The organism is Bradyrhizobium sp. 18BD (assembly GCF_054185225.1).
This window is the reverse complement of sequence record NZ_JAVAYL010000011.1, coordinates 191,773-216,182: the sequence shown is the minus strand read 5'-3', so window position 1 is coordinate 216,182 and position 24,410 is coordinate 191,773. Positions and strand designations below refer to the sequence as shown.

Sequence of the window (24,410 nt, the reverse complement as noted above, 5' to 3'; positions counted from 1 at the left end):
TGTTACGCCGCCTCGCCTTCTTCCTTGGCAGGGGCGAGGATCTTCACCGAACCGCCGGCCTTCTCGACCGCCGCGATCGCGGTCTTGGTGGCGCCGTGCACTTCAATGTTGAGCTTCGACTTGAGCTCGCCGCGTCCGAGCAGCCGCAGGCCGGCCTTGGCGCGGCGCAGCACGCCGCCCTTCACCAGGGCCTCGACGTTCACGACGCTGCCGGCGTCGATCTTCTTGGCATCGACCGCTTCCTGGAGCCGGTCGAGATTGATCTCGGCGAACTCGACGCGGAAGATGTTGTTGAAGCCGCGCTTGGGCAGACGGCGATGCATCGGCATCTGGCCGCCTTCGAAACCCTTGATGCGGACGCCCGAACGCGCGGTCTGGCCCTTGCCGCCGCGGCCGGACTGCTTGCCCTTGCCCGAACCGATGCCGCGGCCGACGCGCATACGCTTCTTGCGCGAGCCGGCGTTGTCGGCGATATCGCTGAGCTTCATCGCCCTTCTCCTTGTGTCTTGCGCACGATCTTCACCGAAAACGGATAGCCCGCTCTCGGGGTCGCACGCCGCTTCTTACTTCTCGTCGACGATGCGAACGAGATGGTGAACCTTCTCGATCATGCCGCGGACCGCCGGGGTATCCTGCAGTTCGCTGGTGCGACCGATCTTGTTGAGCTTGAGTCCGATCAGCGTCGAGCGCTGCGAGTGATGGCGGCGGATCGTGCTGCCGATCTGCTCGAGCTTGATCGTCTTGCTGGCCTTGGCCATGGGAGTCTACTCCAGAGCTTCCGTTAGTCGGCAGCCGCCTCGGCATCGCCACCGATACGGCGCGACTGCAGAGTGGACACCTTGATGTTGCGGCGGGCTGCGACCGAACGCGGCGAATCCTGATGCTTCAGCGCGTCGAAGGTCGCGCGAACCATGTTGTAGGGGTTCGACGAGCCGATCGACTTGGCGACCACGTCCTGGACGCCGAGCGTCTCGAACACGGCGCGCATCGGGCCGCCGGCGATGATGCCGGTACCGGCCGGAGCTGCACGCAGATAGACACGGCCCGCGCCATGACGGCCGGCGATGTCGTGATGGAGCGTGCGGCCCTCGCGCAGCGAGACGCGGGTCAGGTTGCGCTTGGCGGACTCGGTGGCCTTGCGGATCGCCTCAGGCACTTCGCGCGCCTTGCCGTGACCGAAGCCGGCGCGGCCCTTCTGATCGCCGATCACGACCAGCGCTGCGAAACCGAAGCGCTTGCCGCCCTTGACGACCTTGGCCACGCGGTTGATGTGGACCAGCTTGTCGACGAACTCGCTGTCGCGCTCCTCGCGCTCCTTGCGTTCACGTCCGCCGCCGCGTTGATCGCGTCCACCACGTTGTTCGCGTTCTGCCATTTTTCCAATCCTTCAGAGGCTTGCGCCTCAATCCTCAAATTCTGTTAGAAGCTCAGCCCGCTCTCACGCGCTGCGTCGGCGAGAGCCTTGACGCGCCCGTGGTAGAGGTAGCTGCCGCGATCGAACACGACTTCCTTGACGCCCTTCTCGGCGGCGCGCTCGGCCAGCAGCTTGCCGACCGCCTTCGCCGCATCGATGTCGGCGCCGGTCTTGCCGCCGTCGCGCATCGACTTCTCGAGCGAAGAGGCAGAGGCCAGCGTCTCGCCCTTCAGATCGTCGATGACCTGGGCGTAGATGTGCTTGGACGAGCGGAACACCGACAGACGCGGACGGCCACCACCGGAGCGGCGCAGCTTCAGCCGCACACTCCGCTTGCGCCGGGCATTCGTAACCTTGGCTTTGGACATGACCGGCTCCGTTACTTCTTCTTGCCTTCCTTGCGGAAGATGAATTCGCCCACATACTTCACGCCCTTGCCCTTGTAGGGCTCCGGCGGACGATAGGAGCGGATCTCGGCGGCGACCTGGCCGACGCGCTGGATGTCGCTGCCCGTCACCGTGATCTCGGTGGGCTTCGGCACGGTGATCGTGATCCCTTCCGGGATCGTGTAGATCACGTCGTGGCTGTAGCCGAGCGCGAGCTGCAGGTTCTTGCCCTGCATCGCGGCGCGGTAACCGACGCCGGTGATCTCGAGCTTCTTCTCGAAGCCCTTGGTGACGCCTTCGACCAGATTCGCGACCTGGGCGCGAGCGGTACCGTACAGCGCGCGGGCGCGGTTGGTCTCGGTCTTCGGCTTGACCTTGATCTGGCCGCTCTCGAGCTTCACCTCGACGTCGTCATGGACGACGAACTGAAGCTGGCCCTTCGGCCCCTTCATCTTGACGGTCTGCCCATCGACGGTCGCGGTCACACCCGACGGAACCGCCACAGGCCTTTTGCCAACTCGTGACATGGATGAAAAATCCTTCTCAGAACACCGTGAAGAGGACTTCACCGCCCACATTCGCGTCGCGCGCGCTGTGGTCGGCCATGATCCCCTTCGGCGTCGACAACACCGAAATGCCGAGTCCGTTGTTGACCCGCGGCAGGTTCTTCACCGAGGCGTAAACACGACGCCCGGGCTTGGAAACACGTTCGATCTCGCGGATGACGGGCTCGCCATCGAAATACTTCAGCTCGATCTCGATCTCGCTGCGGCCCGAGGAGTGCTCGAGCGTGGCATAGCCGCGGATGTAGCCTTCGGTCTTGAGGACCTCGAGCACGTTCTCGCGCATCTTCGAGCCAGGCGTGGAGACCTTGCTCTTCGAACGCATCTGCGCGTTGCGGATGCGGGTGATCAGATCGCTGATTGGATCGTGCGTAGACATCTAAACGACCCTCCTTACCAGCTCGACTTGACCAGGCCCGGGACCATGCCCTTGGAGCCAAGGTCGCGGAGCGCGATACGGGACAGCTTGTTCTTGCGATAGTTCGAGCGCGGGCGCCCCGACAGCTCGCAACGCAGACGGATGCGGGTTGCCGACGAATTGCGCGGCATTTCCGCAAGCTTCAGGGTGGCGGCGAACCGCTCCTCCATCGGCAGCGTCTTGTCGGCGATGATCGCCTTCAACCGTTCGCGCTTCGGGGCGGCGTTCTTCACCATCCGCTTGCGCCGGTTGTTCTTCTCGACTGAACTCTTCTTTGCCATGCTTGGCTCCTGGGTATCCGCGTTTGAGAGGCTTTAGGTCAGCGTCTCACTGCCGGAACGGGAAATTGAAAGCGGTCAACAAGGCCCTCGCCTCTTCGTCGGTCTTGGCCGTGGTGCAGACGGTGATGTCCATACCGCGGGCTTCCGTGACCTTGTCGAAGTCGATCTCGGGGAAAATGATGTGCTCCTTGATGCCGAGCGAGTAGTTGCCGCGGCCGTCAAAGCTCTTCGGGTTCAGGCCGCGGAAGTCGCGGACGCGCGGCAGCGCGACCGTCACCAGGCGATCGATGAACTCGTACATGCGGGCCTTGCGCAGCGTGACCTTGCAGCCGATCGGCTGGTTTTCACGCAGCTTGAAGGTCGCGATCGCGATACGCGAGTAGGTCACGATCGCCTTCTGGCCGGCGATCTGGGTCAGCTCGGCAGCGGCGGTCTCGGCCTTCTTGCGGTCGTTGACGGAATCGCCAACGCCCATGTTCAGCACGACCTTGTCCAGGCGCGGAACCTGCATCACGTTCTCATAACCGAACTTCTCGGTCATGGCGGTGCGGATCTTCGCATCGTATTCCGCGCGCAGGCGCGGGGTGTAAGCGGCCTCAGCCATCGATCTCAGCTCCCGAGCTCTTGGCGATGCGGACCTTCTTGCCGTCCGCCAGAATCTTGAATCCGACGCGGGTCGGCTTTCCGTCCTTGCCGACATACGCGATATTGGACAGTTGGATCGGCGACTCCTTCGAGATGATGCCGCCCTCCTGGGCCTGCGTCTGCTTCTGGTGACGCTTGACCATGTTGATGCCGCGCACCAGCGCGGTGCCTGCGTCCGGGCGGACCTCGAACACTTCGCCGGTCCGGCCCTTGTCGCGGCCGGTCAGCACGACGACCTTGTCGCCCTTGCGGATCTTCGCAGCCATTACAGCACCTCCGGCGCGAGCGAGATGATCTTCATGTGGTTCTTCGCACGCAGTTCGCGCGGCACGGGCCCGAAGATACGGGTGCCGACCGGCTCGGACTGGTTGTTGATCAGAACGGCGGCGTTGCGGTCGAAGCGGATGACCGAACCGTCGGCGCGGCGGATGTCCTTGCGGACGCGCACCACGACGGCCTTCATCACGTCGCCCTTCTTCACCTTGCCACGCGGAATTGCTTCCTTGATCGAGACGACGATGATGTCGCCGATGGTGGCATAGCGGCGCTTGGAACCCCCGAGCACCTTGATACACATGACACGGCGTGCGCCAGAATTGTCGGCCACGTCGAGGTTGGTCTGCATCTGAATCATTGATGCACCTCGTCCTCTTTCTAATTGCGCCAGCCCAGCCGGCGCTCAACATTTCCCTGAAGTCAGTCGGCTAAAGCCAACAGATCAGGCGCTTTTCTTGTGTTCGCCCCGGATCACGACCCAGCGCTTCAACTTCGAAATCGGCTTCGATTCCTCGATCCACACCATGTCGCCCGGCTTGAACTGATTGTTCTCGTCGTGCGCGTGATAGTTCTTCGAACGGCGGATCGTCTTCTTGTAGATCGGGTGCGTGAAGCGGCGATCGACGCGCACAACGACGGTCTTGGCAGTCTTGTCGCTGACGACCACGCCTTGCAAAGTACGTTTCGGCATATTCGTAAGCCCCTTACTTCTCTTTCGCGCGCTTCTGCGCGGCGACGGTCTTGATGCGGGCGATGTCACGGCGAGCCTCGCGCAGGCGCGAGGTGTTCTCGAGCTGCCCGGTGGCGCGCTGGAAGCGCAGGTTGAAGCGCTCCTTCTTCAGGTTCAGGATGGCGTCATCCTGCTGGTCGGGGCTCATCGCGCGGATGTCTTCGATCTTCATCTGGGCCATGGCCATTACTCCGCAATGCGCTCGACGAAGCGCGTCTTGATCGGCAGCTTGGCGGCCGCCAGGGTCAGCGCCTCGCGCGCGGTCTGGGTGTTGACGCCGTCGATCTCGAACAGCACCCTGCCCGGCTTGACGCGGGCCACCCACAATTCCGGCGAACCCTTGCCGGAGCCCATGCGGACTTCGGCCGGCTTCTTCGACACCGGAACGTCGGGGAACACGCGGATCCAGACGCGGCCGGCGCGCTTCATGTGACGGGTCAGCGCGCGGCGGGCGGCTTCGATCTGGCGCGCAGTGACGCGCTCCGGCTCGGTCGCCTTCAGGCCGAACTGGCCGAACGCCAACGTCGCGCCCGAAGACGCAACGCCGTGGATGCGGCCCTTATGCGCCTTCCGGAACTTCGTTTTCTTAGGTTGCATCATGGCTTTAAGCCCTCAAATTCCTGTGCTGGATCAGGCTGCGGCCGTATCGCGGCGCCCACGGCCACCACGATCGCTGCTGCCGCCCGTCTCGCCTTCGGCCATTCTCTTGTCCTGGGCCATCGGATCGTGCTCGAGGATCTCGCCCTTGAAGATCCAGACCTTGACGCCGCAGGTGCCGAAGGTCGTGAACGCGGTCGCAACGCCGTAGTCGATGTCGGCGCGCAGCGTGTGCAGCGGCACGCGACCTTCGCGGTACCACTCCATGCGCGCGATTTCCGCACCGCCCAGGCGACCCGAGCAGTTGATGCGGATGCCTTCCGCGCCGAGACGCATCGCCGACTGCACGGCGCGCTTCATGGCGCGGCGGAACGCCACGCGGCGCTCCAGCTGCTGCGCGATCGACTCGGCCACCAGCGTCGCATCGAGCTCCGGCTTGCGGATTTCGACGATGTTGATGACGACGTCGGACGACGTGATGTCCGCGACCTTCTTGCGCAGCTTGTCGATGTCGGCGCCCTTCTTGCCGATCACCACGCCCGGACGGGCCGAGTGGATGGTGACGCGGCACTTCTTGTGCGGACGCTCGATCACGATGCGGGCGACGGCCGCCTGCTTGAGCTCCTTGTGCAGGATCTCGCGGATCTTGACGTCCTCGTGCAGGAGCTTGCCGTATTCCTGCTTGCCGGCGAACCAGCGGGAATCCCAGGTCCGGTTGATGCCGAGACGCAGACCGATCGGATTGATCTTTTGACCCATCGTGTTCTCCTGCGCCCTTAAGCCGCTGCTTCGGCTTCGACCTGACGAACGATGATCGTCAGCTGCGAAAATGGTTTGTAGACACGGCCCGAGCGGCCACGGCCGCGGGCGGCAAAGCGCTTCATCACGAGGCCGTTGCCGACGAAGGCCTGCGCCACGACGAGATCGTCGACGTCGAGGTCGTGATTGTTCTCGGCGTTGGCGATAGCCGATTCCAGGCACTTCTTCACGTCAACCGCGATCCGCTTGCGCGAAAACTGCAGGTCGGCGAGCGCAGCAGCCGCCTTCCGCCCGCGAATGAGCTGGGCGACCAGGTTGAGCTTCTGCGGGCTCACCCGCAGCATCCGGGCGACCGCCTTGGCCTCGTTCTCGGCGAGGCTCCGTTCGCGCTTAGGTTTGCTCATCGTTTAATCCTCAAGCCTTCTTGGCTTTCTTGTCGCCGGAGTGGCCATGGAAGGTCCGGGTCGGCGAGAACTCGCCGAACTTGTGACCCACCATTTCCTCGTTGACGGCCACCGGCACGTGCTTCTGACCGTTGTAGACGCCGAAGGTCAGGCCGACGAACTGCGGCAGGATCGTCGAGCGACGGCTCCAGATCTTGATGACGTCGTGACGGCCGGACGCGCGCGCGGCATCTGCCTTCTTGAGCAGAGAACCCTCGACGAACGGGCCTTTCCAGACTGAACGAACCATGTCCGTCGTTCCTTACTTCTTCCGCTTGTGGCGGCTTAGGAGAATGAATTTGTTGGTCGACTTGTTGGTGCGGGTCTTCTTGCCCTTGGTCGGCTTGCCCCACGGGGTGACCGGGTGACGACCGCCCGAGGTACGACCTTCACCACCGCCGTGCGGATGGTCGATCGGGTTCATTGCGACACCGCGGTTGTGCGGGCGACGGCCCATCCAACGCTTGCGACCGGCCTTGCCGATCGAGGTGTTCATGTGATCCGGGTTCGACACCGCGCCGATCGTGCCGCGGCAACGGCCGTGCACCAGACGCTGCTCACCCGAGTTCAGGCGGATGATCACGTAGTCCTGGTCGCGACCGACGAGCTGGGCGTAGGTGCCGGCGGAACGGGCGAGCTGGCCGCCCTTCCCGATCTTGACCTCGATGTTGTGGATGATCGTGCCGACCGGCATGTTGCCGAGCGGCATGACGTTGCCCGGCTTCACGTCGACGTAGTTGCCGGCGACGATGGTATCACCCACGGCGAGGCGCTGCGGCGCCAGGATGTAGGCCTGCTCGCCGTCCTGATACTTGATCAGGGCGATGAAGCCGGTGCGGTTCGGATCGTACTCCAGCCGCTCGACGGTCGCGGGAACGTCGACCTTCTCGCGCTTGAAGTCGACGGTACGCAGCGTCTGCTTGTGACCGCCGCCGCGGAAGCGCACGGTGATGCGGCCGGTGTTGTTGCGACCGCCCGAGGACTTCTTGCCCTCGGTGAGCGCCTTCAGCGGCTTGCCCTTGTACAGGGCCGAACGATCGACCATGACCAGCTGGCGCTGGCCCGGCGTCGTGGGATTGAATGTCTTCAGTGCCATCGTCGTACGACCTTACAGACCGGTGGTGACGTCGATCCGGTGGCCCTCTTCGAGGGTCACGATCGCGCGCTTGGTGTTCGACTGCGAACCGAGGTTGCCGCGGAAGACCTTGGTCTTGCCCTTGCGGACCAGCGTGTTGACGCTCTTGACCTTGACGTCGAACAGCTTCTCGATCGCTTCCTTGATCTGCGGCTTGGTCGCCTTGGCGGCCACCTTGAACAGCACCTTGTTGTGCTCCGAGGCGATCGTCGCCTTTTCGGTCACGACCGGCGACAGGATCACGTCGTAGTGGCGAGGCTCGATGTTCTTGCTCATTTGAAGCGCGCCTCCAGCGCATCGATGGCGGCCTTGGTCAGAACGAGCTTCTGACGGCGCAGGATGTCATAGACGTTGATGCCCTGGATCGGCAGCACGTCCATGTTCGGGATGTTGCGGGCCGCGGCGGCAAAGCCGTTGTTGAGCTCGGCGCCGTCGATGATCAGCGCGTTGGTCAAGCCCAGGCCCGAGAAGTGACCGAGCAGCGCCTTGGTCTTGGCGGCTTCCAGCGCGGCCTTCTCGATCACGACGAGATCGCCGTCCTTGGCCTTGGCCGAGAGCGCATGCTTGAGAGCGAGCGCGCGGACCTTCTTCGGCAGGTCGGTGGCGTGCGAACGCACCACCGGACCGAAGGCACGGCCACCGCCACGGAACTGCGGCACGCGGGCCGAGCCGTGACGAGCACCGCCGGTGCCCTTCTGCTTGTACATCTTCTTGCCGGTGCGCCAGATCTCGGCGCGGCCCTTGGCCTTGTGCGTGCCGGCCTGGCGCTTGTTGAGCTGCCACTGCACGCAACGTGCAATGATGTCTGCGCGCGGCTCGAGGCCGAAAATGGCGTCGGAGAGCTGGACCGAGCCGGCTTCCTTACCTTCGAGAGTGGTGACCTTCAATTCCATCTCACGCCTCCTGCGCAGCCGGGGCGGCTTCCGCGTCGCCAGCAACCTTGAACTTGCCGGGCTTCGGAGCTTCCTTAGGCAGCGGCTTCTTGACGGCGTCGCGCACGCGGATCCAGCCGCCCTTGGAGCCGGGAACGGCGCCTTCGACGAGGATCAGGCCGCGCTCGACATCGAGCTGAACGACGCGGAGGTTGAGCGTGGTGATGCGGTCGACACCCATGTGGCCGGGCATCTTCTTGTTCTTCCAGGTCTTGCCGGGATCCTGACGACCACCGGTCGAACCGATCGAACGGTGCGAGATCGACACACCGTGCGTGGCGCGCAGACCACCGAAGTTCCAGCGCTTCATACCGCCGGCGAAGCCCTTACCGACCGAGGTGCCGGTGACGTCGACGAACTGGCCGACGACGAAGTGATCGGCCTGGATCTCCGCGCCGACCGGGATCATGGCGTCCGCGGTGACGCGGAACTCCTCGACCCGGCGCTTCGGCTCGACCTTGGCGACCGCGAACTGGCCGCGCTCTGCCTTGGGCATGTAAACGGTCTTGCGGGCGCCAGAACCAAGCTGGAGCGCGACGTAACCGTTCTTCTCTTCGGTGCGGTGGCCTACGACCTGGCAATTGCCGAGCTTCAGCACGGTCACGGGGATATGTTCGCCGGCCTCCGTAAAGACCCGCGTCATCCCGACCTTTTGTGCGATCACTCCGGAGCGCATCGGCTTGCTTCCTGTTCTTTCTGTCCGCTTGCGCGAACGGGATCCAAAAATCTTAGAGCTTGATCTCGACGTCGACACCGGCGGCCAGGTCGAGCTTCATCAAAGCATCGACGGTCTGCGGGGTCGGATCGACGATGTCGAGCAGGCGCTTGTGAGTGCGCATCTCGAACTGTTCGCGGCTCTTCTTGTCGACGTGGGGCGAACGGTTGACGGTGAACTTCTCGATGCGGGTGGGCAGCGGAATGGGTCCGCGGACCTGCGCGCCGGTGCGCTTCGCCGTGTTCACGATCTCGCGGGTCGACGTATCGAGGATACGATGGTCGAACGCCTTGAGACGGATACGAATGTTTTGGCCGTTCATTGCCGTGCTTTCTTTAGTGAGTGGCGAGTAGCGAGTAGCGAATAGAATTCCCTATTCGCCACTCACCATTCCCTATTCGCTTGTTTACTCGATGATCGAGGCGACGACGCCGGCGCCGACGGTGCGGCCGCCTTCGCGGATCGCAAAGCGGAGCTTTTCTTCCATCGCGATCGGCACGATCAGGTGCACTTCCATCGCGATGTTGTCGCCCGGCATCACCATCTCGGTGCCTTCCGGCAGGTGCACGACACCGGTCACGTCGGTGGTGCGGAAGTAGAACTGCGGACGGTAGTTGGTGAAGAACGGGGTGTGGCGACCGCCCTCTTCCTTGGTGAGGATGTAAGCCTCAGCCTTGAACTTGGTGTGCGGCTTGACCGAACCCGGCTTGGCCAGAACCTGACCGCGCTCGACGTCTTCACGCTTGGTACCGCGGAGCAGCGCACCGATGTTGTCGCCGGCCTGGCCCTGATCGAGCAGCTTGCGGAACATTTCGACGCCGGTGACGGTGGTCTTCTGAGTGGCACGGAGACCGACGATCTCGATTTCCTCGCCGACCTTGACGATGCCGCGCTCGACACGGCCGGTCACGACGGTGCCGCGGCCCGAGATCGAGAACACGTCTTCAACCGGCATCAGGAACGGCTGGTCGATCGGACGCTCCGGCTGCGGGATGTACTCGTCGACGTTCTTCATCAGCTCGAGGATGGCGTCGTGGCCGAGCTTCTTGTCCGAATCTTCGAGAGCGGCCAGCGCCGAACCCTTGATGATCGGGATCTTGTCGCCCGGGAATTCGTACTTGGAGAGCAGCTCGCGAACTTCGAGCTCGACGAGCTCGAGGAGCTCCGGATCGTCGACCATGTCGCACTTGTTGAGGAACACGACGAGCGCGGGCACGCCGACCTGGCGGGCGAGCAGGATGTGCTCGCGGGTCTGCGGCATCGGGCCGTCAGCGGCCGACACGACCAGGATCGCACCGTCCATCTGGGCGGCGCCGGTGATCATGTTCTTCACGTAGTCGGCGTGGCCGGGGCAGTCGACGTGCGCGTAGTGGCGGTTCGGCGTCTCGTACTCGACGTGCGCGGTCGAGATGGTGATGCCGCGCGCCTTCTCTTCCGGCGCCTTGTCGATCTGGTCGTACGCGGTGAACGTCGCACCGCCGGCTTCGGCGAGAACCTTGGTGATCGCCGCGGTCAGCGACGTCTTGCCATGGTCGACGTGACCGATGGTGCCGATGTTGCAGTGCGGCTTGTTACGTTCAAACTTTGCTTTGGCCATTTGACTCTCCGTTCAATCGTCAGTTCTTGACCGACGACAATCAGGCAAACTTCTTCTGGACTTCTGCCGACACGTTGGCCGGCGCTTCTGCGTAGTGGTCGAACTGCATGGTGAAGGTCGCGCGACCCTGGCTCATCGAGCGCAGGTTGTTCACGTAACCGAACATGTTCATGAGCGGCACCATCGCGTTGATGACGTTGGCATTGCCGCGCATGTCTTGACCCTGGATCTGACCGCGCCGGGAATTCAGGTCGCCGATGACCGAGCCGGTGTAGTCTTCCGGGGTCACCACTTCGACCTTCATGATCGGCTCGAGCAGGACGGACTTGCCCTTCTGCAGCGCTTCGCGGAACGCCGCGCGCGATGCGATTTCGAAGGCGAGTGCCGACGAGTCGACGTCGTGATACTTGCCGTCGACGAGCTGAACCTTGACGTCGACCACGGGGAAGCCCGCGACCACGCCAGAACTCATCACGCTGTTGAGGCCCTTTTCGACGCCGGGGATGTATTCCTTCGGAACCGCACCGCCGACGATCTTGGACTCGAACTCGTAGCCCTTGCCGGGCTCGTTCGGCTCGACCACGATCGACACTTCCGCGAACTGACCGGTACCGCCGGTCTGCTTCTTGTGGGTGTACTTGACCTCGGCCTTCTTGGTGACGCGCTCACGGAACGCAACCTGCGGCGCGCCGATGTTGGCGTCGACCTTGTAGGTGCGCTTGAGGATGTCGACCTTGATGTCGAGATGGAGTTCGCCCATGCCCTTGAGGATGGTCTGGCCGGACTCCTGGTCGGTCGACACGCGGAAGGACGGATCCTCCGCAGCGAGCTTGGCCAGCGCCACGCCCAGCTTTTCCTGGTCGGCCTTGGACTTCGGCTCGATCGCGATCTCGATGACCGGCTCGGGGAATTCCATCTTCTCGAGGATCACCTGCTTGTCGGGATCGCACAGCGTGTCACCGGTGCGCGCTTCCTTCAGGCCAGCCAGCGCGACGATGTCGCCGGCATAGGCTTCCTTGATGTCTTCGCGGTTGTTCGCATGCATCAAGAGCATGCGCCCGATGCGCTCCTTCTTCTCGCGGGTCGAGTTCACGACGCCGGTGCCGCTCTGCAGGATACCGGAGTAGATGCGGCAGAAGGTGATGGTGCCGACGAACGGGTCGTCCATGATCTTGAACGCGAGCAGCGCGAGCGGCTCCTTGTCGTCCGCCTTGCGCACGACTTCGTTGCCGGCATCGTCGGTGCCCTTGATCGCGGGCACGTCGATCGGCGACGGCAGGTAATCGACGACGGCGTCGAGCAGCGGCTGCACGCCCTTGTTCTTGAAGGCCGAGCCACAGAGCACGGGATAGAACGCACCGGTCAGCACCGCCTTGCGGAGCAGACGCTTCAGGGTCGCCTCATCCGGCTCCTTGCCGTCGAGATAAGCGGCCATGGCGTCGTCGTCGAGCTCGACGGCGGCTTCCACCATCTTCTCGCGATATTCCTTGGCCTGGTCGACCATGTCTTCCGGAATGTCGACATAGTCGAACTTCGCGCCGAGCGACTCGTCGTTCCAGACAATGCCCTTCATCTTCACGAGGTCGACGAGACCCTTGAAGTTGTTCTCGGCACCGATCGGAAGCTGGATCGCGATCGGCTTGGCGCCGAGGCGATCAACGATATCGGACAGGCACTTGAAGAAGTCGGCGCCGGTCTTGTCCATCTTGTTGGCGAAGACGATGCGCGGAACCTTGTACTTGTCGCCCTGGCGCCAGACGGTCTCGGTCTGGGGCTCGACGCCCTGGTTCGAGTCGAGCACGCAGACGGCGCCGTCGAGCACGCGCAGCGAACGCTCGACTTCGATGGTGAAGTCGACGTGGCCGGGGGTGTCGATGATGTTCAGGCGCTTGCCGGCCCAGAAGGCGGTGGTCGCAGCCGAGGTGATCGTGATGCCACGCTCCTGCTCCTGCTCCATCCAGTCCATCGTCGCGGCACCTTCGTGCACTTCGCCGATCTTGTGGCTCTTGCCGGTGTAATAGAGGATGCGCTCGGTCGTCGTCGTCTTGCCGGCGTCGATATGCGCCATGATACCGAAGTTACGGTAGTCTTCGATGGCATGTTGGCGGGGCATGGGGTGTTCCTTGCGAGTCCGTTTGTTTCGCCGTTACCAGCGATAGTGCGAGAAGGCGCGGTTGGCTTCCGCCATCCGGTGCACGTCTTCACGCTTCTTGACGGCGTTGCCACGGTTGTTCGATGCGTCCAGGAGCTCAGCCGAGAGCCGCTCGGTCATCGTCTTCTCGTTGCGCTCGCGCGCAGCCGAGATCAGCCAGCGGATGCCCAGCGCCTGACGGCGGGTCGAACGAACCTCGACCGGAACCTGGTAGGTCGCGCCGCCGACGCGGCGGGAGCGCACTTCGATCGTCGGCATGACGTTCTCGAGTGCCTGCTCGAACACGCCGAGCGGATTCTGCTTGGTCTTGGATTCGATGATACCAAACGCACCATAGACGATGCCTTCGGCGACCGACTTCTTGCCGGCGTACATCACCGAGTTCATGAACTTGGTGACGATGATGTTCCCGAACTTCGGATCCGGGAGAACTTCGCGCTTTTCCGCTGAGTGGCGACGAGACATAGGCTTGGTTCCCGCTTACTTCGGACGCTTGGCGCCGTACTTCGAACGACGCTGCTTACGGTTCTTGACGCCCTGGGTATCCAGAACGCCGCGGAGGATGTGGTAGCGCACGCCGGGCAAGTCCTTGACGCGGCCGCCGCGGATCATGACCACCGAGTGCTCCTGGAGGTTATGACCTTCGCCGGGGATGTAGCCGATCACCTCGAAGCCGTTGGTCAGGCGCACCTTGGCGACCTTACGAAGCGCCGAGTTCGGCTTCTTCGGGGTCGTCGTGTAGACGCGGGTGCAAACACCACGCTTCTGCGGCGACTGCTGCAGCGCCGGCACCTTCTTGCGCGACTTCTGCACTTCACGCGGTTGAGCGATCAGCTGGTTGATCGTCGGCATCCTGGCCTTACCCTTTGTTCTGCCGCGGCCCCTGTCAGGTCCGCTGTCTTTGCCGCGGCCCGTTGCCGGGACCGCAAATTCTTTTCGAGCCACCCGCTCGACGAGGCCACCTTCCGCGGAACAATCCGCACAAAGCGAAATCGCGCCATCCGCTCCATTGCAGAGCAGAAAGCGCTTCGACGCCACAGAGGACCGCAGTATCGAGGCCGGTCAGCTTGAAGCCGCGGGCCGCGCACTGAGGTCATGCATCCGAATTCGATCTCAAGAGAACAAGCTCAAGAGAACTAGAATCGCACTGGCATTGCCTAGCTATGAGCGACAGCGTTTGAGCGGCATTCGTCGAGGTTGGTGCCCGTTTACAACAACCCTTGGGATTTGATCCCTGAGGGTCAACGGGTGGCCCGTTCCGACGTTTGGCGATGCTCACCGCCTGTCGTTAAGTGAGGCGCTTTCTATAAGTGAGAATCGGTCAAGTCAAGGTGAAACGACAGTCTCAAAACGCTTCCCGCGCCTGCCGAAATCGACGTTTACCGAACTCATCGCGCCTCCCCGATATGGGCACCCCCGCCGTGTTCCGCTACCCTCCGACCAATTTATACCCGGGAGAAATATACTTTTATATCTCTTGCTAAGGCTTTTTTTCCTGTTGATGCGTCAATCTGCCACCTTCGGCAGAGATTTGCGCCATGCGGTACACCGACATTGCCATTATCGGCGGAGGATTATCCGGCTCGACCGCCGCCGCGATGCTCGGCCGCGCCGGCATTTCGGCAGTGCTCATCGATCCGCATGAGAGCTATCCGGCGGACTTTCGGGTCGAAAAACTCAGTGGCCAGCTGCAGGTCGAGCGATTCCTGAAGACCGGAATCGGAGAATCGGTGCTGCGCCGCGCAACCTTTGCCGGCGAGAACTGGATCGCCCGCTTCGGCCGCCTGCTCGACAAGGCACCGAGCCGGCAGTTCAACATCCTCTACGATTCCCTGGTGAACGCCATCCGCGACGAAATCCCTGCAAGCGTCGCGCGCATCTGCGCGAAGGCGATCGCGGTGGAGACGAGCCCCGAGCGGCAGAGGATCACCCTCTCCAATGACGAGACGATCTCTGCCCGCCTGGTCGTGCTCGCCAACGGCCTCAATGTCAGCCTGCGCCACCAGCTCGGCATCGCGCGAAAGGTCGTCAGCGCCTGCCATTCGATCTCGGTCGGGTTCGACGTCTTGCCGGCCGGGCGGAATGCCTTCGATTTCCCGGCGCTGACCTATTTCTCGGAGCGGCCGAGCGACCGCATCCCCTACATCACGCTGTTTCCGATCGGCACACGGATGCGCGCCAATCTGTTCGTGTACCGCGGCTTCGACGATTCCTGGCTGCGCGAGCTGCGTCGTGCCCCAAGCGAGACGCTGAACGCCGCCCTGCCCCGGCTCAAGCGCATCACCGGCGCCTTCGACATTCCCGGCGAGATCAAGATCCGCCCGGTCGATCTCTATGTGAATGATTCAAGCGGCCAGCCGGGCCTCGTTTTGGTGGGCGATGCGTTCGCGACCTCCTGCCCCGCCGCCGGCACCGGCTGCGACAAGGTTTTCACCGACGTCGAGCGGCTCTGTAACGTCCATATCCCGCAATGGCTCGCGTCCGACGGCATGGATGCGGGCAAGATCGCTGGCTTCTACGCCGATCCGGTCAAGCGGGATTGCGACGAATGGTCGGCGGCGAAGGCATTCGCCTTCCGCTCGGTCTCGATCGACACGAGCCCCTATTGGACGGCGCAACGCTGGGCGCGCTTCATGGCCTGGTCGGTTCAGGGACTCTTGCGGCCGCTTGGAGGAGCCTTCCATCTGGAGCCGAACTTCCTCGGTCACTCCTCCTCGTCGTCCTCGTCCTCATCATCCTCGTCGAGGTCGTCCTCTTCCTCGTCGTCATCATCGTCGCTGTCGTCGTCGGCCTGAGCCGCCGCGCCATGCGGCTGGTGGATCTGGTCGTTCCACAGCCTGCGATAGGTGCCGTTCTTGGCGAGAAGCTCGGCATGCGAGCCGCGCTCGATCGCCCTGCCCCCTGAGATCACGATGATCTCGTCCATTTCGACCACCGAGGTCAGGCGGTGGGTGGACCAGATCATGGTGCGGCCCTTCGCGACCTTCAGCAGCGTGCGGTTGATCGCAGCTTCCGTGGTCTGGTCGAGCGCCGAGGTGGCCTCGTCAAGCAGCAGCACCGACGGATTGCGGATGATCGCGCGCGCGATCGCGATGCGCTGACGCTGGCCGCCCGACAGCGTATCGCCGCGCTCGCCGACCGGCGTGTCGTAGCGCTGCGGCAGGCTCATGATGTAGCGGTGGATCTCGGCCTTCTTGGCGGCCTCCTCCACCTCCTCGTCGGTCGCGCCTTCCTTGCCGAGCCGGATGTTCTCGCGGATCGACATGTTGAACAGCATGTTCTCCTGGAACACCACCGCCATGCTCCGGCGCAGCGAATCCAGCGTCACCTTGCGCACGTCGACGCCGTCGATCGTGACGCGCCCCTCGTCGGGCACGTAGAGCCGCAGGATCAGGTTGAGCAGCGTGCTCTTGCCGGAGCCCGAGGGGCCGACGACGGCGATGCTCTTGCCGACTTTGAGCTTGAGGCTGAGATTGTCCAGCACCGGCGTCTGACTGTTTTCGTACTGGAAGGTGACGTGGTCGAAGGTGATGTCGTTGGTGATGCGCGGCAGATCGGGCGCGCCGGGACGATCGGCGCCGCGGGTCGGCTCGTCCAGCAGTTCCTGGATGTGGCGGATCGCGGCGGCCGAGGAGATCGACACCGGGATGAAATGCATCACATGGGCGATGTTGTAGGACACCTCCCAGAACGCGCTCTCGAAGGTGACGAAGGTGCCGATGGTGATCTGGCCCTTGGTCGCCAGATACGCGCCGATCGCGAGCACCACGAGGTGCAGCATCAGCACCGAGATGGTGACGGTGCGCTCCACCATGGTCGACAGGAACGCCGCCGAGGCGATCTTGTTGCGGGTCTCGTCGTTGCGGAAGCGGAAGAAGCCGAACATCTTGCGCTGCAGGCTGAACGCCTTGATCACCGCCTGCGCCGCGACGTTCTCCTGCACCATGCCGAGCAGCGCGCTCTCGTTCTGCTTCTGCTCGTAATTGGCCTGCACCGCCTTCGGGGTGAGGATGCGCGGGCCGATCAGCGTGATCGGGAACACCAGCAGCGCGACGACCGCGAGCTGCCAGTTCAAAAAAAACATCAGGATGATGCCGGCGATCAGTTCCAGGAACGGCAGCGCCGCGCTGTTGGCGAAGGTCTTCACCGAGCCTTCGAACGCCGAGAGGTCGACCGAGAAACGCGACAGGATCTCGCCGCGCTTGGTGCGGCCGAAATAGGCCGCCGGCAGATCCTGGACGTGCTCGAACAGGCGCTTGCGGACGTCGGAAATGATGCAGGCGGCCAGCCGCGCGTCCCAACGCTCGTACCAGACCGCGATGATCGAGGTGAAGATGCCGGCGACCGCGAGCACGCCGAGGATCTTGTAGAGCGCATGGAAGTCCTCCTCGCCGAGCGCATCGTCGATCAGGTACTTCAGGCTGAGCGGCATGATGACGTTGAACAGCGTCTCGACGACGACGCCGAACGCCACGAATGACAGCATCCGCTTGTAGTCGGCGAGGAACGGCTTGACGAAACCCAGGATCGTCGCAAGCGCGCCGGCGGCCTCGCGTGCGGTAAAGACGACGAGGTCCTCATCCTCATCGTCGTCATCGATCTCCAGCTCGTCGTCCTCCTCGTCTTCGTCGTCCTCGTCGTCTTCGAGATCGGGCTTGGCGACGGCGAGCTTGTCGTCGAGCTCGGCCGCCTCGTCGGCGGCGAGCTTCTGTTTGTCGGGCGAGAGAGGCTTGGACGCCATGAAACCAACCGATGTTGACGGCCGGCATGACCGCAGAGAACGCAGGAAATAGCGGCAACCGCTATCGCACCGATTCTATGCGATCAGGATGAATTCGGCAAAGCAATTGGCGAATTCACCCGACCCTTGCGACTAGTCGTCGTCCTCGTCTTCGACCTTGTCGAAGAAGGAATAGCGCAGACTATCGGCGTCGGCGTACCACTGGCCCGGGCCCTTGCCCGCGGCGAGCGTCGCCTCCCAGAGCGCATCTGTGCAGTCCTTGCGGTGCATCGACAGGTCGAAGCCGTTGCCGAAGAACAGTTCCGACCATTCCCACCAGGTGCCGAGCTTCTTGACCCCGCGCAGCAGGTCGTAGCGGTCGATCACCACCGATGCCATGTCCGAGGTGATCGAGCCGAACACGAGGCCGGTCTTGACCACGCGGTTGAGCTCGCGGATTGCGCGGACCACCTGCTTCGGGGAAATGTGGCAGAGGCTGGTCTCGAACACGAAGTCGAAGGAGCCGTCCTTGAACGGCATGTCGGTGATCGAGCCGAGCTTGTTGTACTTCTTCAGCGCCTTCGGCGTTTTGGCGTGGATGGCGCGGTTGTTCTCGATGCCCCAGGCGTCGATGCCGCGATCGCGCAGCGCGCCGACCAGCTCGCCGCTGGCCGAGCCCGCGACCAGCAGCTTGGCGCCCTTGGCCTTGCCCCAGACGATGCCGATCAGCTCGCTGAGGTAATCGGGATCGGTGAACTGCTTCCACACCTCACTATAGGGGCCGAGGCCGCGATAATTCTCGAAATAGTCGCGGTCGATCTTGTCCGAGACCTCCCCCTCCTCCTGCGCGCGCTCGCGGCGCAGGCGCATCATCTCGGTGAGGATGATGTCGGTCGCCGCATCAGAGGAGTCGAGCAGACCGTTCAGTGTCGAATCGAACAGATAGTCGCCGACCACGACGATGCCGGGATGTTCCTTCGGCTCGGGCCGGTGGTTGGTCATGACGTCGCGCACGGGCAGACCGCCCGGCAGCGCGTTCACCGACGACAGCCAGCGGTGGATCTTGCCTTCCAGAAAATGCGCACGTGCATCGCCGAGCGAGGCCGGCAGCGATTTCAGCGCGGCGTCGATCAGCTCCTGGTCCGTCAGGTTCGCGAAGGCCAGCGCGTCGGAGCCGGGAATGAGCCAGTTCAGCACGCCGTGCTTGCCGACGTCGTGGCGCGCGCCCTCGTTGTAGACGCAGCAGCCGCCGAAGGCTTCCGACATGAACCAGGCGCCGGGAATCTTCTCGCCCCAGAACGGGGTATCGAACAGGATCGAGACGCGCAAATAGTGCGCCGGACGGTCGAAATAGGAGACGTGCTTGACCATCGACTTGCGCAGCTGCTCGCCTTCCCAGCCGAGCGTGGCGAGCCAGGAATGCGGCAGGCAGACCAGCACGAGATCGAAATCGCGCGTCTCCGGCCCCTTGCCGTTCATCATCTTGAGCTGGTAGCGGCCGGTCGGCGCCTTGCCGACGGTGAGCACGCGATGATTGAGCTGGATGTCGGCATTCACTTCCGACTGCAGGCACTCAACCAGCTGCTCGTTGCCGTTCTGGATGGAATAGAGGCCGATATAGCCGTCGACATCCATCAGGTAGTTCTTGAGCGCGTTGAGGCCGTTGGTGTTGTGGCTCTCGGTCGCGATGTCCGAGCGCGCCATCACCTTGAAGAATCGCTTGGCGGTCTCGTCCTCGACCTCCTCGTCGAGCACCTGCTCGGCGGTCTTGTAGGCCCAGGGATTCTCGTTGTCGTGGGCGCCGACGCCTTCGTAATATTCGATCGGCGACATCGCCTCGGCGCAGCGCTTGCGGAACGACTCGATCGCATCCGCGGTCTTGGCGCCGTATTTGCGGCGCATGCCCGGAACGTCGTTGAGCAGCTCGCCGCCGAACTGCACCTGCTCGGCGTCCATCGGAATCGTCTGCAGGCCGAAATGCTGGATCAGCTCGCGCAGCGGATCGGGACCCGTCATCGAGTAGTCGTAGATCTCGGCAACGCCGGCCTCGTACATCGCGGGCGCCGAATCGAATTTGCGAGTGACGATCTTGCCGCCGAGCCGGTCGGACGCTTCATAGATGGTGATGCGGCAGAGGTCGCCGAGCTTACGCTTCAGGTACCAGGCACTCATCAGCCCGCCGGGGCCGCCGCCTACGATTGCGAGATCAAGCATATCAGTTCCGTGGTCTCCGGCCCTGCCCCCGTCACGGGATCCACCGGTCTAAGCTCCCCTAGCAGAAGCGCTTTTGCGTCTGAAGGAAAGATGAACAAAGGTTGATCCTGCACCGCAACAGGCAAACAAAGCAGCAAAAAGGCCGGCTTTCGCCGGCCTTTTCGTTGTCCTCGTATTCCTACGGATGAACCATTATTCCGCGGGCGGCAGTGCCATGGGCTCGGCTTCCGGCGCGGCCGGCGGCACGACGGCCGCCTGCTTCTCGCGCTCGTCCAGGATCAGCTTGTCGCGCTTCATCGCGACTTCGCGGATCTTGGCCATGGAGGCGCCAGTGCCCGCCGGGATCAGCCGGCCGACGATGACGTTCTCCTTGAGGCCCTCGAGCGGATCGACCTTGCCGTTGACCGCCGCTTCCGTGAGGACGCGGGTGGTCTCCTGGAACGAAGCCGCCGAGAAGAACGAGCGGGTCTGCAGGCTCGCCTTGGTGATGCCGAGCAGAACCGGCGTTCCCGTGGCGGGCTTCTTGCCCTCTTCCTTGGCCTTCTCGTTCAGCGCGTCGAACTCGATCTTGTCGACCTGCTCGCCGGAGATCATGTCCGTGTCGCCCTGGTCGGTGACTTCCACCTTCTGGAGCATCTGACGGACAATCACCTCGATGTGCTTGTCGTTGATGAGCACGCCCTGGAGCCGGTAGACCTCCTGGATTTCGTTGACCAGGTAGGCCGCAAGCTCCTCGATGCCCTTGACCGCAAGGATGTCGTGCGGCGCCGGGTTGCCTTCAACGATGAAGTCGCCCTTTTCGACGACGTCGCCGTCCTGAAGGTGGATGTGCTTGCCCTTCGGGATCAGGTACTCGCGCGGCTCCTCGGTCTTGTCCATCGGCTCAATCGAGATGCGACGCTTGTTCTTGTAGTCGCGCCCGAACCGGATGGTGCCCGCGATTTCGGCGATGATCGCCGCATCCTTCGGACGCCGTGCCTCGAACAGTTCCGCCACCCGCGGCAGACCGCCGGTGATGTCACGCGTCTTGGCGCTTTCGGTCGAGACACGGGCGAGGATGTCGCCCGGATTGACCTTGGCTCCGACGTCGACCGAGAGAATGGCGTCGACCGACAGCATGTAGCGGGCATCGCCGCCACGGGCGAGCTTGAGCACCTTGCCGTCCTTGCCCTTGACCACGATGGCCGGACGCAGGTCCGAGCCGCCGCGGGTCGAGCGCCAGTCGATGACCACGCGCTTGGCGATACCGGTGGCCTCGTCGAGCGTTTCCGAGATCGACTGCCCCTCGACCAGATCCTCGAAGCCGATGGTTCCTTCGACTTCGGTGAGGAGCGGACGGGTGTAGGGATCCCACTCGACGACGCGCTGGCCGCGCTTGACCATGTCGCCCTCGTCGACATGCAGACGCGAGCCGTACTGGACGCGGTGCGTCGCACGCTCGGTGCCGTCGGCATCGACGATCGCCACCACCATGTTGCGCACCATCGCCACCAGGTGACCTTCGCTGTTGCGGGCGATGGCCTTGTTCCTGATCACGATCTTGCCGTCGAAATTGGCTTCGACGAAGGACTGCTCGTTGAGCTGCGCCGCACCACCGATGTGGAAGGTGCGCATGGTGAGCTGGGTGCCCGGCTCGCCGATCGACTGCGCCGCGATGACGCCGACCGCTTCGCCGTGGTTGACCGGCGTGCCGCGGGCGAGGTCGCGGCCGTAGCACTTGCCGCAGATGCCGTTGACGAGTTCGCAGGTCAGTGCCGAGCGGATCTTCACCTCCTGCACACCACCCTGCTGGATGGCGTCCAGATGGCTTTCCTCCATCAGCGTGTCGCGCTTGATGATCACCTTGCCGGAGCTGTCACGGATGTCTTCGCAGGCCGTGCGTCCGAGGATGCGCGAGCCGAGCGAAGCGACCACGGTGCCGGCATCGACGATGGCGCGCATCTTGATGCCGAGCTTGGTGCCGCAGTCCGACTGCGTGATGATGCAGTCCTGCGCGACGTCGACCAGACGACGGGTCAGGTAACCCGAGTTCGCGGTCTTCAACGCGGTGTCCGCGAGGCCCTTACGGGCGCCGTGGGTCGAGTTGAAGTACTCGAGAACCGAGAGGCCTTCCTTGAAGTTCGAGATGATCGGCGTCTCGATGATCTCACCCGACGGCTTGGCCATCAGGCCGCGCATGCCGGCGAGCTGGCGCATCTGGGCCGGCGAACCGCGGGCACCGGAGTGAGCCATCATGTAGATCGAGTTGATGTCGGCATCCGCTCCACTCGCCGTCTTCTTGGTGGAGGAGATCTCCTTCATCATCGCCTTGGCGATTTCTTCCGTGGCCTTCGACCAGGCGTCGACGACCTTGTTGTACTTCTCGCCATGGGTGATCAGACCGTCGTTGTACTGCTGCTCGAAATCCTTCGCCAGCGTACGGGTGGTGTCGACGATCTTCCACTTGGAGTTCGGCACGACCATGTCGTCCTTGCCGAACGAGATGCCGGCCTTGAACGCGTTGTAGAAGCCGAGCGCCATGATGCGGTCGCAGAAGATCACAGTCTCCTTCTGACCGCAGTGACGGTAGACCTGGTCGATGACGCCCGAGATCTCGCGCTTGGTCATCAGCTTGTTGATGATCTCGTACGTGACGCGCGGGTTCTTCGGCAGCAGATTGCCGAGCATGACGCGGCCGGCGGTGGTCTCGATCCAGCGCTTGGAGACCTTGCCGGTCTCGTCCATGCCTTCCCACCGGTACTTGATCTTGGTGTGGAGGTGGATGACCTTCGCGTGCAGCGCGTGCTCGAGCTCGGCCATGTCGCCGAACACCTTGCCCTCGCCGGGCAGGCCTTCGCGCATGATCGAGACGTAGTAGAGACCGAGCACGATGTCCTGCGACGGCACGATGATCGGCTGACCGTTCGCCGGATGCAGGATGTTGTTGGTCGACATCATCAGCACGCGCGCTTCCAGCTGCGCTTCGAGCGACAGCGGGACGTGCACGGCCATCTGGTCGCCGTCGAAGTCGGCGTTGAACGCGGAGCAGACCAGCGGGTGAAGCTGGATCGCCTTACCCTCGATCAGCACGGGCTCGAACGCCTGGATGCCGAGGCGATGCAGCGTCGGCGCGCGGTTCAGCAGCACCGGATGCTCGCGGATGACCTCGTCCAGGATGTCCCAGACCTCGGGCCGCTCCTTCTCGACCAGCTTCTTGGCCTGCTTCACCGTGGTGGACAGGCCCTTAGCGTCAAGCCGCGAATAGATGAACGGCTTGAACAGCTCGAGCGCCATCTTCTTCGGCAGGCCGCACTGATGCAGGCGCAGCTCGGGACCGACCACGATCACCGAACGGCCCGAATAGTCGACGCGCTTGCCGAGCAGGTTCTGACGGAACCGGCCCTGCTTGCCCTTGAGCATGTCGGCGAGCGACTTCAGCGGGCGCTTGTTGGCGCCGGTGATGACGCGGCCGCGGCGGCCGTTGTCGAACAGCGCATCGACCGCTTCCTGAAGCATGCGCTTCTCGTTGCGGATGATGATGTCAGGCGCGCGCAGCTCCATCAGCCGCTTCAAGCGGTTGTTGCGGTTGATGACGCGGCGGTAGAGGTCGTTGAGGTCCGAGGTCGCGAAGCGGCCGCCGTCGAGCGGCACCAGCGGACGCAGGTCCGGCGGAATCACCGGAACCACGGTCATGATCATCCATTCCGGCTTGTTGCCGGAGTGGCGGAACGCTTCCACAATCTTCAGGCGCTTGGCGAGCTTCTTGTGCTTGATGTCGGAGTCGGTCTCCTGCATCTCGATGCGCAAGGAAGCTTCGAGCTTCTCGAGGTCCATGCCCTTGAGCAGCTCGCGGATCGCTTCGGCGCCGATCATGGCGGTGAAGCTGTCCTGGCCGTACTCGTCCTGCGCCTTCAGATACTCGTCTTCCGACAGCAGCTGACGGTCCTTGAGCGCGGTGAGACCCGGCTCGAGAACGACGTAATATTCGAAGTAGAGGATCCGCTCGAGATCCTTCAGCGTCATGTCCAGCAGAAGGCCGATGCGCGAGGGCAGCGACTTCAGGAACCAGATGTGGGCAACGGGGGCCGCGAGCTCGATATGGCCCATGCGCTCGCGCCGGACGCGCGACAGCGTGACCTCGACCGAGCACTTCTCGCAGATGATGCCCTTGTACTTCATGCGCTTGTACTTGCCGCACAAGCACTCATAGTCCTTGATCGGTCCGAAGATGCGGGCGCAGAACAGGCCGTCGCGCTCGGGCTTGAAGGTACGGTAGTTGATGGTCTCCGGCTTCTTGATCTCGCCGTAGGACCAGGACAGAATCTTCTCTGGGGACGCGATCGAGATCCGGATCTGGTCGAAGACCTGAGCCGGCGTCGTCGGGTTGAAGAGATTCATAATTTCTTGGTTCATCGTCTTCTCCTCGCGTGCCGGTCGCCTCCGGCCGCAAATTC

General features: G+C 63.2%; 29 protein-coding genes. 1 reads left to right on the top strand and 28 read right to left on the bottom strand.

Features of this window, described 5'->3' with window-relative positions:
* Positions 1–2: 2 nt before the first annotated feature.
* The 25 genes from rplO to rpsL all read right to left on the bottom strand — a co-directional run bounded on the left by rplO (position 3) and on the right by rpsL (position 13,895).
* Positions 3–488 (bottom strand): 50S ribosomal protein L15, encoded by a 486-nt coding sequence (rplO, locus tag RAD16_RS21355; protein ID WP_018322273.1) that lies wholly within the window; start codon positions 486–488, stop codon positions 3–5.
* A gap of 75 nt (positions 489–563) precedes the next feature.
* Positions 564–758, bottom strand: a complete 195-nt coding sequence (gene rpmD / locus RAD16_RS21350; RefSeq protein WP_458159835.1) for a 50S ribosomal protein L30 — start codon at positions 756–758, stop codon at positions 564–566.
* A gap of 23 nt (positions 759–781) precedes the next feature.
* Positions 782–1,375 (bottom strand): 30S ribosomal protein S5, encoded by a 594-nt coding sequence (gene rpsE / locus RAD16_RS21345; RefSeq protein WP_008136332.1) that lies wholly within the window; start codon positions 1,373–1,375, stop codon positions 782–784.
* 44 nt (positions 1,376–1,419) lie between these two features.
* Positions 1,420–1,782: a 50S ribosomal protein L18 gene (gene rplR, locus RAD16_RS21340; RefSeq protein WP_007603036.1), complete on the bottom strand. Its 363-nt coding sequence runs from the start codon at positions 1,780–1,782 to the stop codon at positions 1,420–1,422.
* 11 nt (positions 1,783–1,793) lie between these two features.
* Positions 1,794–2,327 carry a 50S ribosomal protein L6 gene (gene rplF / locus RAD16_RS21335; RefSeq protein ID WP_458159834.1) on the bottom strand — a complete coding sequence of 178 codons (534 nt, stop codon included), beginning with the start codon at positions 2,325–2,327 and terminating at the stop codon, positions 1,794–1,796.
* A gap of 16 nt (positions 2,328–2,343) precedes the next feature.
* Complete coding sequence (rpsH, locus tag RAD16_RS21330) at positions 2,344–2,742, bottom strand: 30S ribosomal protein S8 (protein ID WP_028137017.1); 399 nt, start codon at positions 2,740–2,742, stop codon at positions 2,344–2,346.
* A gap of 14 nt (positions 2,743–2,756) precedes the next feature.
* The gene (gene rpsN / locus RAD16_RS21325; RefSeq protein WP_057745473.1) at positions 2,757–3,062 is read right to left on the bottom strand and encodes a 30S ribosomal protein S14; all 306 of its coding nucleotides are present in this window, start codon (positions 3,060–3,062) and stop codon (positions 2,757–2,759) included.
* A 46-nt stretch (positions 3,063–3,108) separates the two neighbouring features.
* The gene (gene rplE / locus RAD16_RS21320) at positions 3,109–3,666 is read right to left on the bottom strand and encodes a 50S ribosomal protein L5 (protein WP_011088141.1); all 558 of its coding nucleotides are present in this window, start codon (positions 3,664–3,666) and stop codon (positions 3,109–3,111) included.
* Complete coding sequence (gene rplX / locus RAD16_RS21315) at positions 3,659–3,973, bottom strand: 50S ribosomal protein L24 (protein WP_007603031.1); 315 nt, start codon at positions 3,971–3,973, stop codon at positions 3,659–3,661. Before rplX ends, rplE begins: the two co-directional genes overlap by 8 nt.
* A complete protein-coding gene (gene rplN / locus RAD16_RS21310) occupies positions 3,973–4,341 on the bottom strand; it encodes a 50S ribosomal protein L14 (protein WP_007603030.1) in 369 nt (122 codons plus the stop codon). Before rplN ends, rplX begins: the two co-directional genes overlap by 1 nt.
* Before the next feature lie 84 nt (positions 4,342–4,425).
* Positions 4,426–4,674 carry a 30S ribosomal protein S17 gene (rpsQ, locus tag RAD16_RS21305; RefSeq protein WP_458159833.1) on the bottom strand — a complete coding sequence of 83 codons (249 nt, stop codon included), beginning with the start codon at positions 4,672–4,674 and terminating at the stop codon, positions 4,426–4,428.
* A gap of 13 nt (positions 4,675–4,687) precedes the next feature.
* Entirely contained in the window at positions 4,688–4,894 is a 207-nt protein-coding gene (gene rpmC / locus RAD16_RS21300) for a 50S ribosomal protein L29 (protein ID WP_008136348.1), read from the bottom strand.
* Between the two features lie 5 nt (positions 4,895–4,899).
* A complete protein-coding gene (gene rplP, locus RAD16_RS21295; RefSeq protein ID WP_008136349.1) occupies positions 4,900–5,313 on the bottom strand; it encodes a 50S ribosomal protein L16 in 414 nt (137 codons plus the stop codon).
* Between the two features lie 30 nt (positions 5,314–5,343).
* Positions 5,344–6,069, bottom strand: a complete 726-nt coding sequence (rpsC, locus tag RAD16_RS21290) for a 30S ribosomal protein S3 (protein WP_254132183.1) — start codon at positions 6,067–6,069, stop codon at positions 5,344–5,346.
* 17 nt (positions 6,070–6,086) lie between these two features.
* Entirely contained in the window at positions 6,087–6,473 is a 387-nt protein-coding gene (gene rplV / locus RAD16_RS21285; protein ID WP_008136353.1) for a 50S ribosomal protein L22, read from the bottom strand.
* Between the two features lie 10 nt (positions 6,474–6,483).
* On the bottom strand, positions 6,484–6,762 hold the full coding sequence (gene rpsS / locus RAD16_RS21280) for a 30S ribosomal protein S19 (protein WP_008136357.1): 279 nt from the start codon (positions 6,760–6,762) through the stop codon (positions 6,484–6,486).
* A 12-nt stretch (positions 6,763–6,774) separates the two neighbouring features.
* The gene (gene rplB, locus RAD16_RS21275; RefSeq protein WP_188104663.1) at positions 6,775–7,608 is read right to left on the bottom strand and encodes a 50S ribosomal protein L2; all 834 of its coding nucleotides are present in this window, start codon (positions 7,606–7,608) and stop codon (positions 6,775–6,777) included.
* Positions 7,609–7,620: 12 nt separating this feature from the next.
* A complete protein-coding gene (locus tag RAD16_RS21270) occupies positions 7,621–7,923 on the bottom strand; it encodes a 50S ribosomal protein L23 (protein WP_458159832.1) in 303 nt (100 codons plus the stop codon).
* Complete coding sequence (gene rplD / locus RAD16_RS21265; RefSeq protein ID WP_458159831.1) at positions 7,920–8,540, bottom strand: 50S ribosomal protein L4; 621 nt, start codon at positions 8,538–8,540, stop codon at positions 7,920–7,922. The genes RAD16_RS21270 and rplD overlap by 4 nt, the downstream gene beginning before the upstream one ends.
* 1 nt (position 8,541) lies before the next feature.
* The gene (gene rplC, locus RAD16_RS21260) at positions 8,542–9,255 is read right to left on the bottom strand and encodes a 50S ribosomal protein L3 (RefSeq protein ID WP_027554153.1); all 714 of its coding nucleotides are present in this window, start codon (positions 9,253–9,255) and stop codon (positions 8,542–8,544) included.
* Between the two features lie 52 nt (positions 9,256–9,307).
* Positions 9,308–9,616 (bottom strand): 30S ribosomal protein S10, encoded by a 309-nt coding sequence (gene rpsJ, locus RAD16_RS21255; protein WP_002712302.1) that lies wholly within the window; start codon positions 9,614–9,616, stop codon positions 9,308–9,310.
* An 84-nt stretch (positions 9,617–9,700) separates the two neighbouring features.
* On the bottom strand, positions 9,701–10,891 hold the full coding sequence (gene tuf / locus RAD16_RS21250) for an elongation factor Tu (protein WP_200455586.1): 1,191 nt from the start codon (positions 10,889–10,891) through the stop codon (positions 9,701–9,703).
* Positions 10,892–10,931: 40 nt separating this feature from the next.
* Positions 10,932–13,004, bottom strand: coding sequence for an elongation factor G (gene fusA / locus RAD16_RS21245; protein WP_326900409.1), 2,073 nt, complete (start codon positions 13,002–13,004; stop codon positions 10,932–10,934).
* A 33-nt stretch (positions 13,005–13,037) separates the two neighbouring features.
* Positions 13,038–13,508, bottom strand: a complete 471-nt coding sequence (rpsG, locus tag RAD16_RS21240; protein WP_008136420.1) for a 30S ribosomal protein S7 — start codon at positions 13,506–13,508, stop codon at positions 13,038–13,040.
* Between the two features lie 15 nt (positions 13,509–13,523).
* Positions 13,524–13,895, bottom strand: a complete 372-nt coding sequence (gene rpsL / locus RAD16_RS21235) for a 30S ribosomal protein S12 (protein ID WP_007603006.1) — start codon at positions 13,893–13,895, stop codon at positions 13,524–13,526.
* Positions 13,896–14,581: 686 nt separating this feature from the next.
* Between rpsL and RAD16_RS21230 the strand changes: the two genes are divergently transcribed.
* Positions 14,582–15,838 (top strand): FAD-dependent oxidoreductase, encoded by a 1,257-nt coding sequence (locus tag RAD16_RS21230; protein ID WP_458159830.1) that lies wholly within the window; start codon positions 14,582–14,584, stop codon positions 15,836–15,838.
* On the opposite strand, the gene RAD16_RS21225 is transcribed toward RAD16_RS21230, so the two are convergent.
* The 3 genes from RAD16_RS21225 to rpoC all read right to left on the bottom strand — a co-directional run bounded on the left by RAD16_RS21225 (position 15,748) and on the right by rpoC (position 24,369).
* On the bottom strand, positions 15,748–17,784 hold the full coding sequence (locus RAD16_RS21225; protein ID WP_458159829.1) for an ABC transporter ATP-binding protein: 2,037 nt from the start codon (positions 17,782–17,784) through the stop codon (positions 15,748–15,750). The genes RAD16_RS21230 and RAD16_RS21225 overlap by 91 nt on opposite strands.
* 132 nt (positions 17,785–17,916) lie before the next feature.
* Positions 17,917–19,977 carry an FAD-dependent oxidoreductase gene (locus RAD16_RS21220; protein WP_458159828.1) on the bottom strand — a complete coding sequence of 687 codons (2,061 nt, stop codon included), beginning with the start codon at positions 19,975–19,977 and terminating at the stop codon, positions 17,917–17,919.
* A gap of 192 nt (positions 19,978–20,169) precedes the next feature.
* Positions 20,170–24,369: a DNA-directed RNA polymerase subunit beta' gene (gene rpoC, locus RAD16_RS21215; RefSeq protein WP_326900383.1), complete on the bottom strand. Its 4,200-nt coding sequence runs from the start codon at positions 24,367–24,369 to the stop codon at positions 20,170–20,172.
* Between the last annotated feature and the right edge of the window lie 41 nt (positions 24,370–24,410).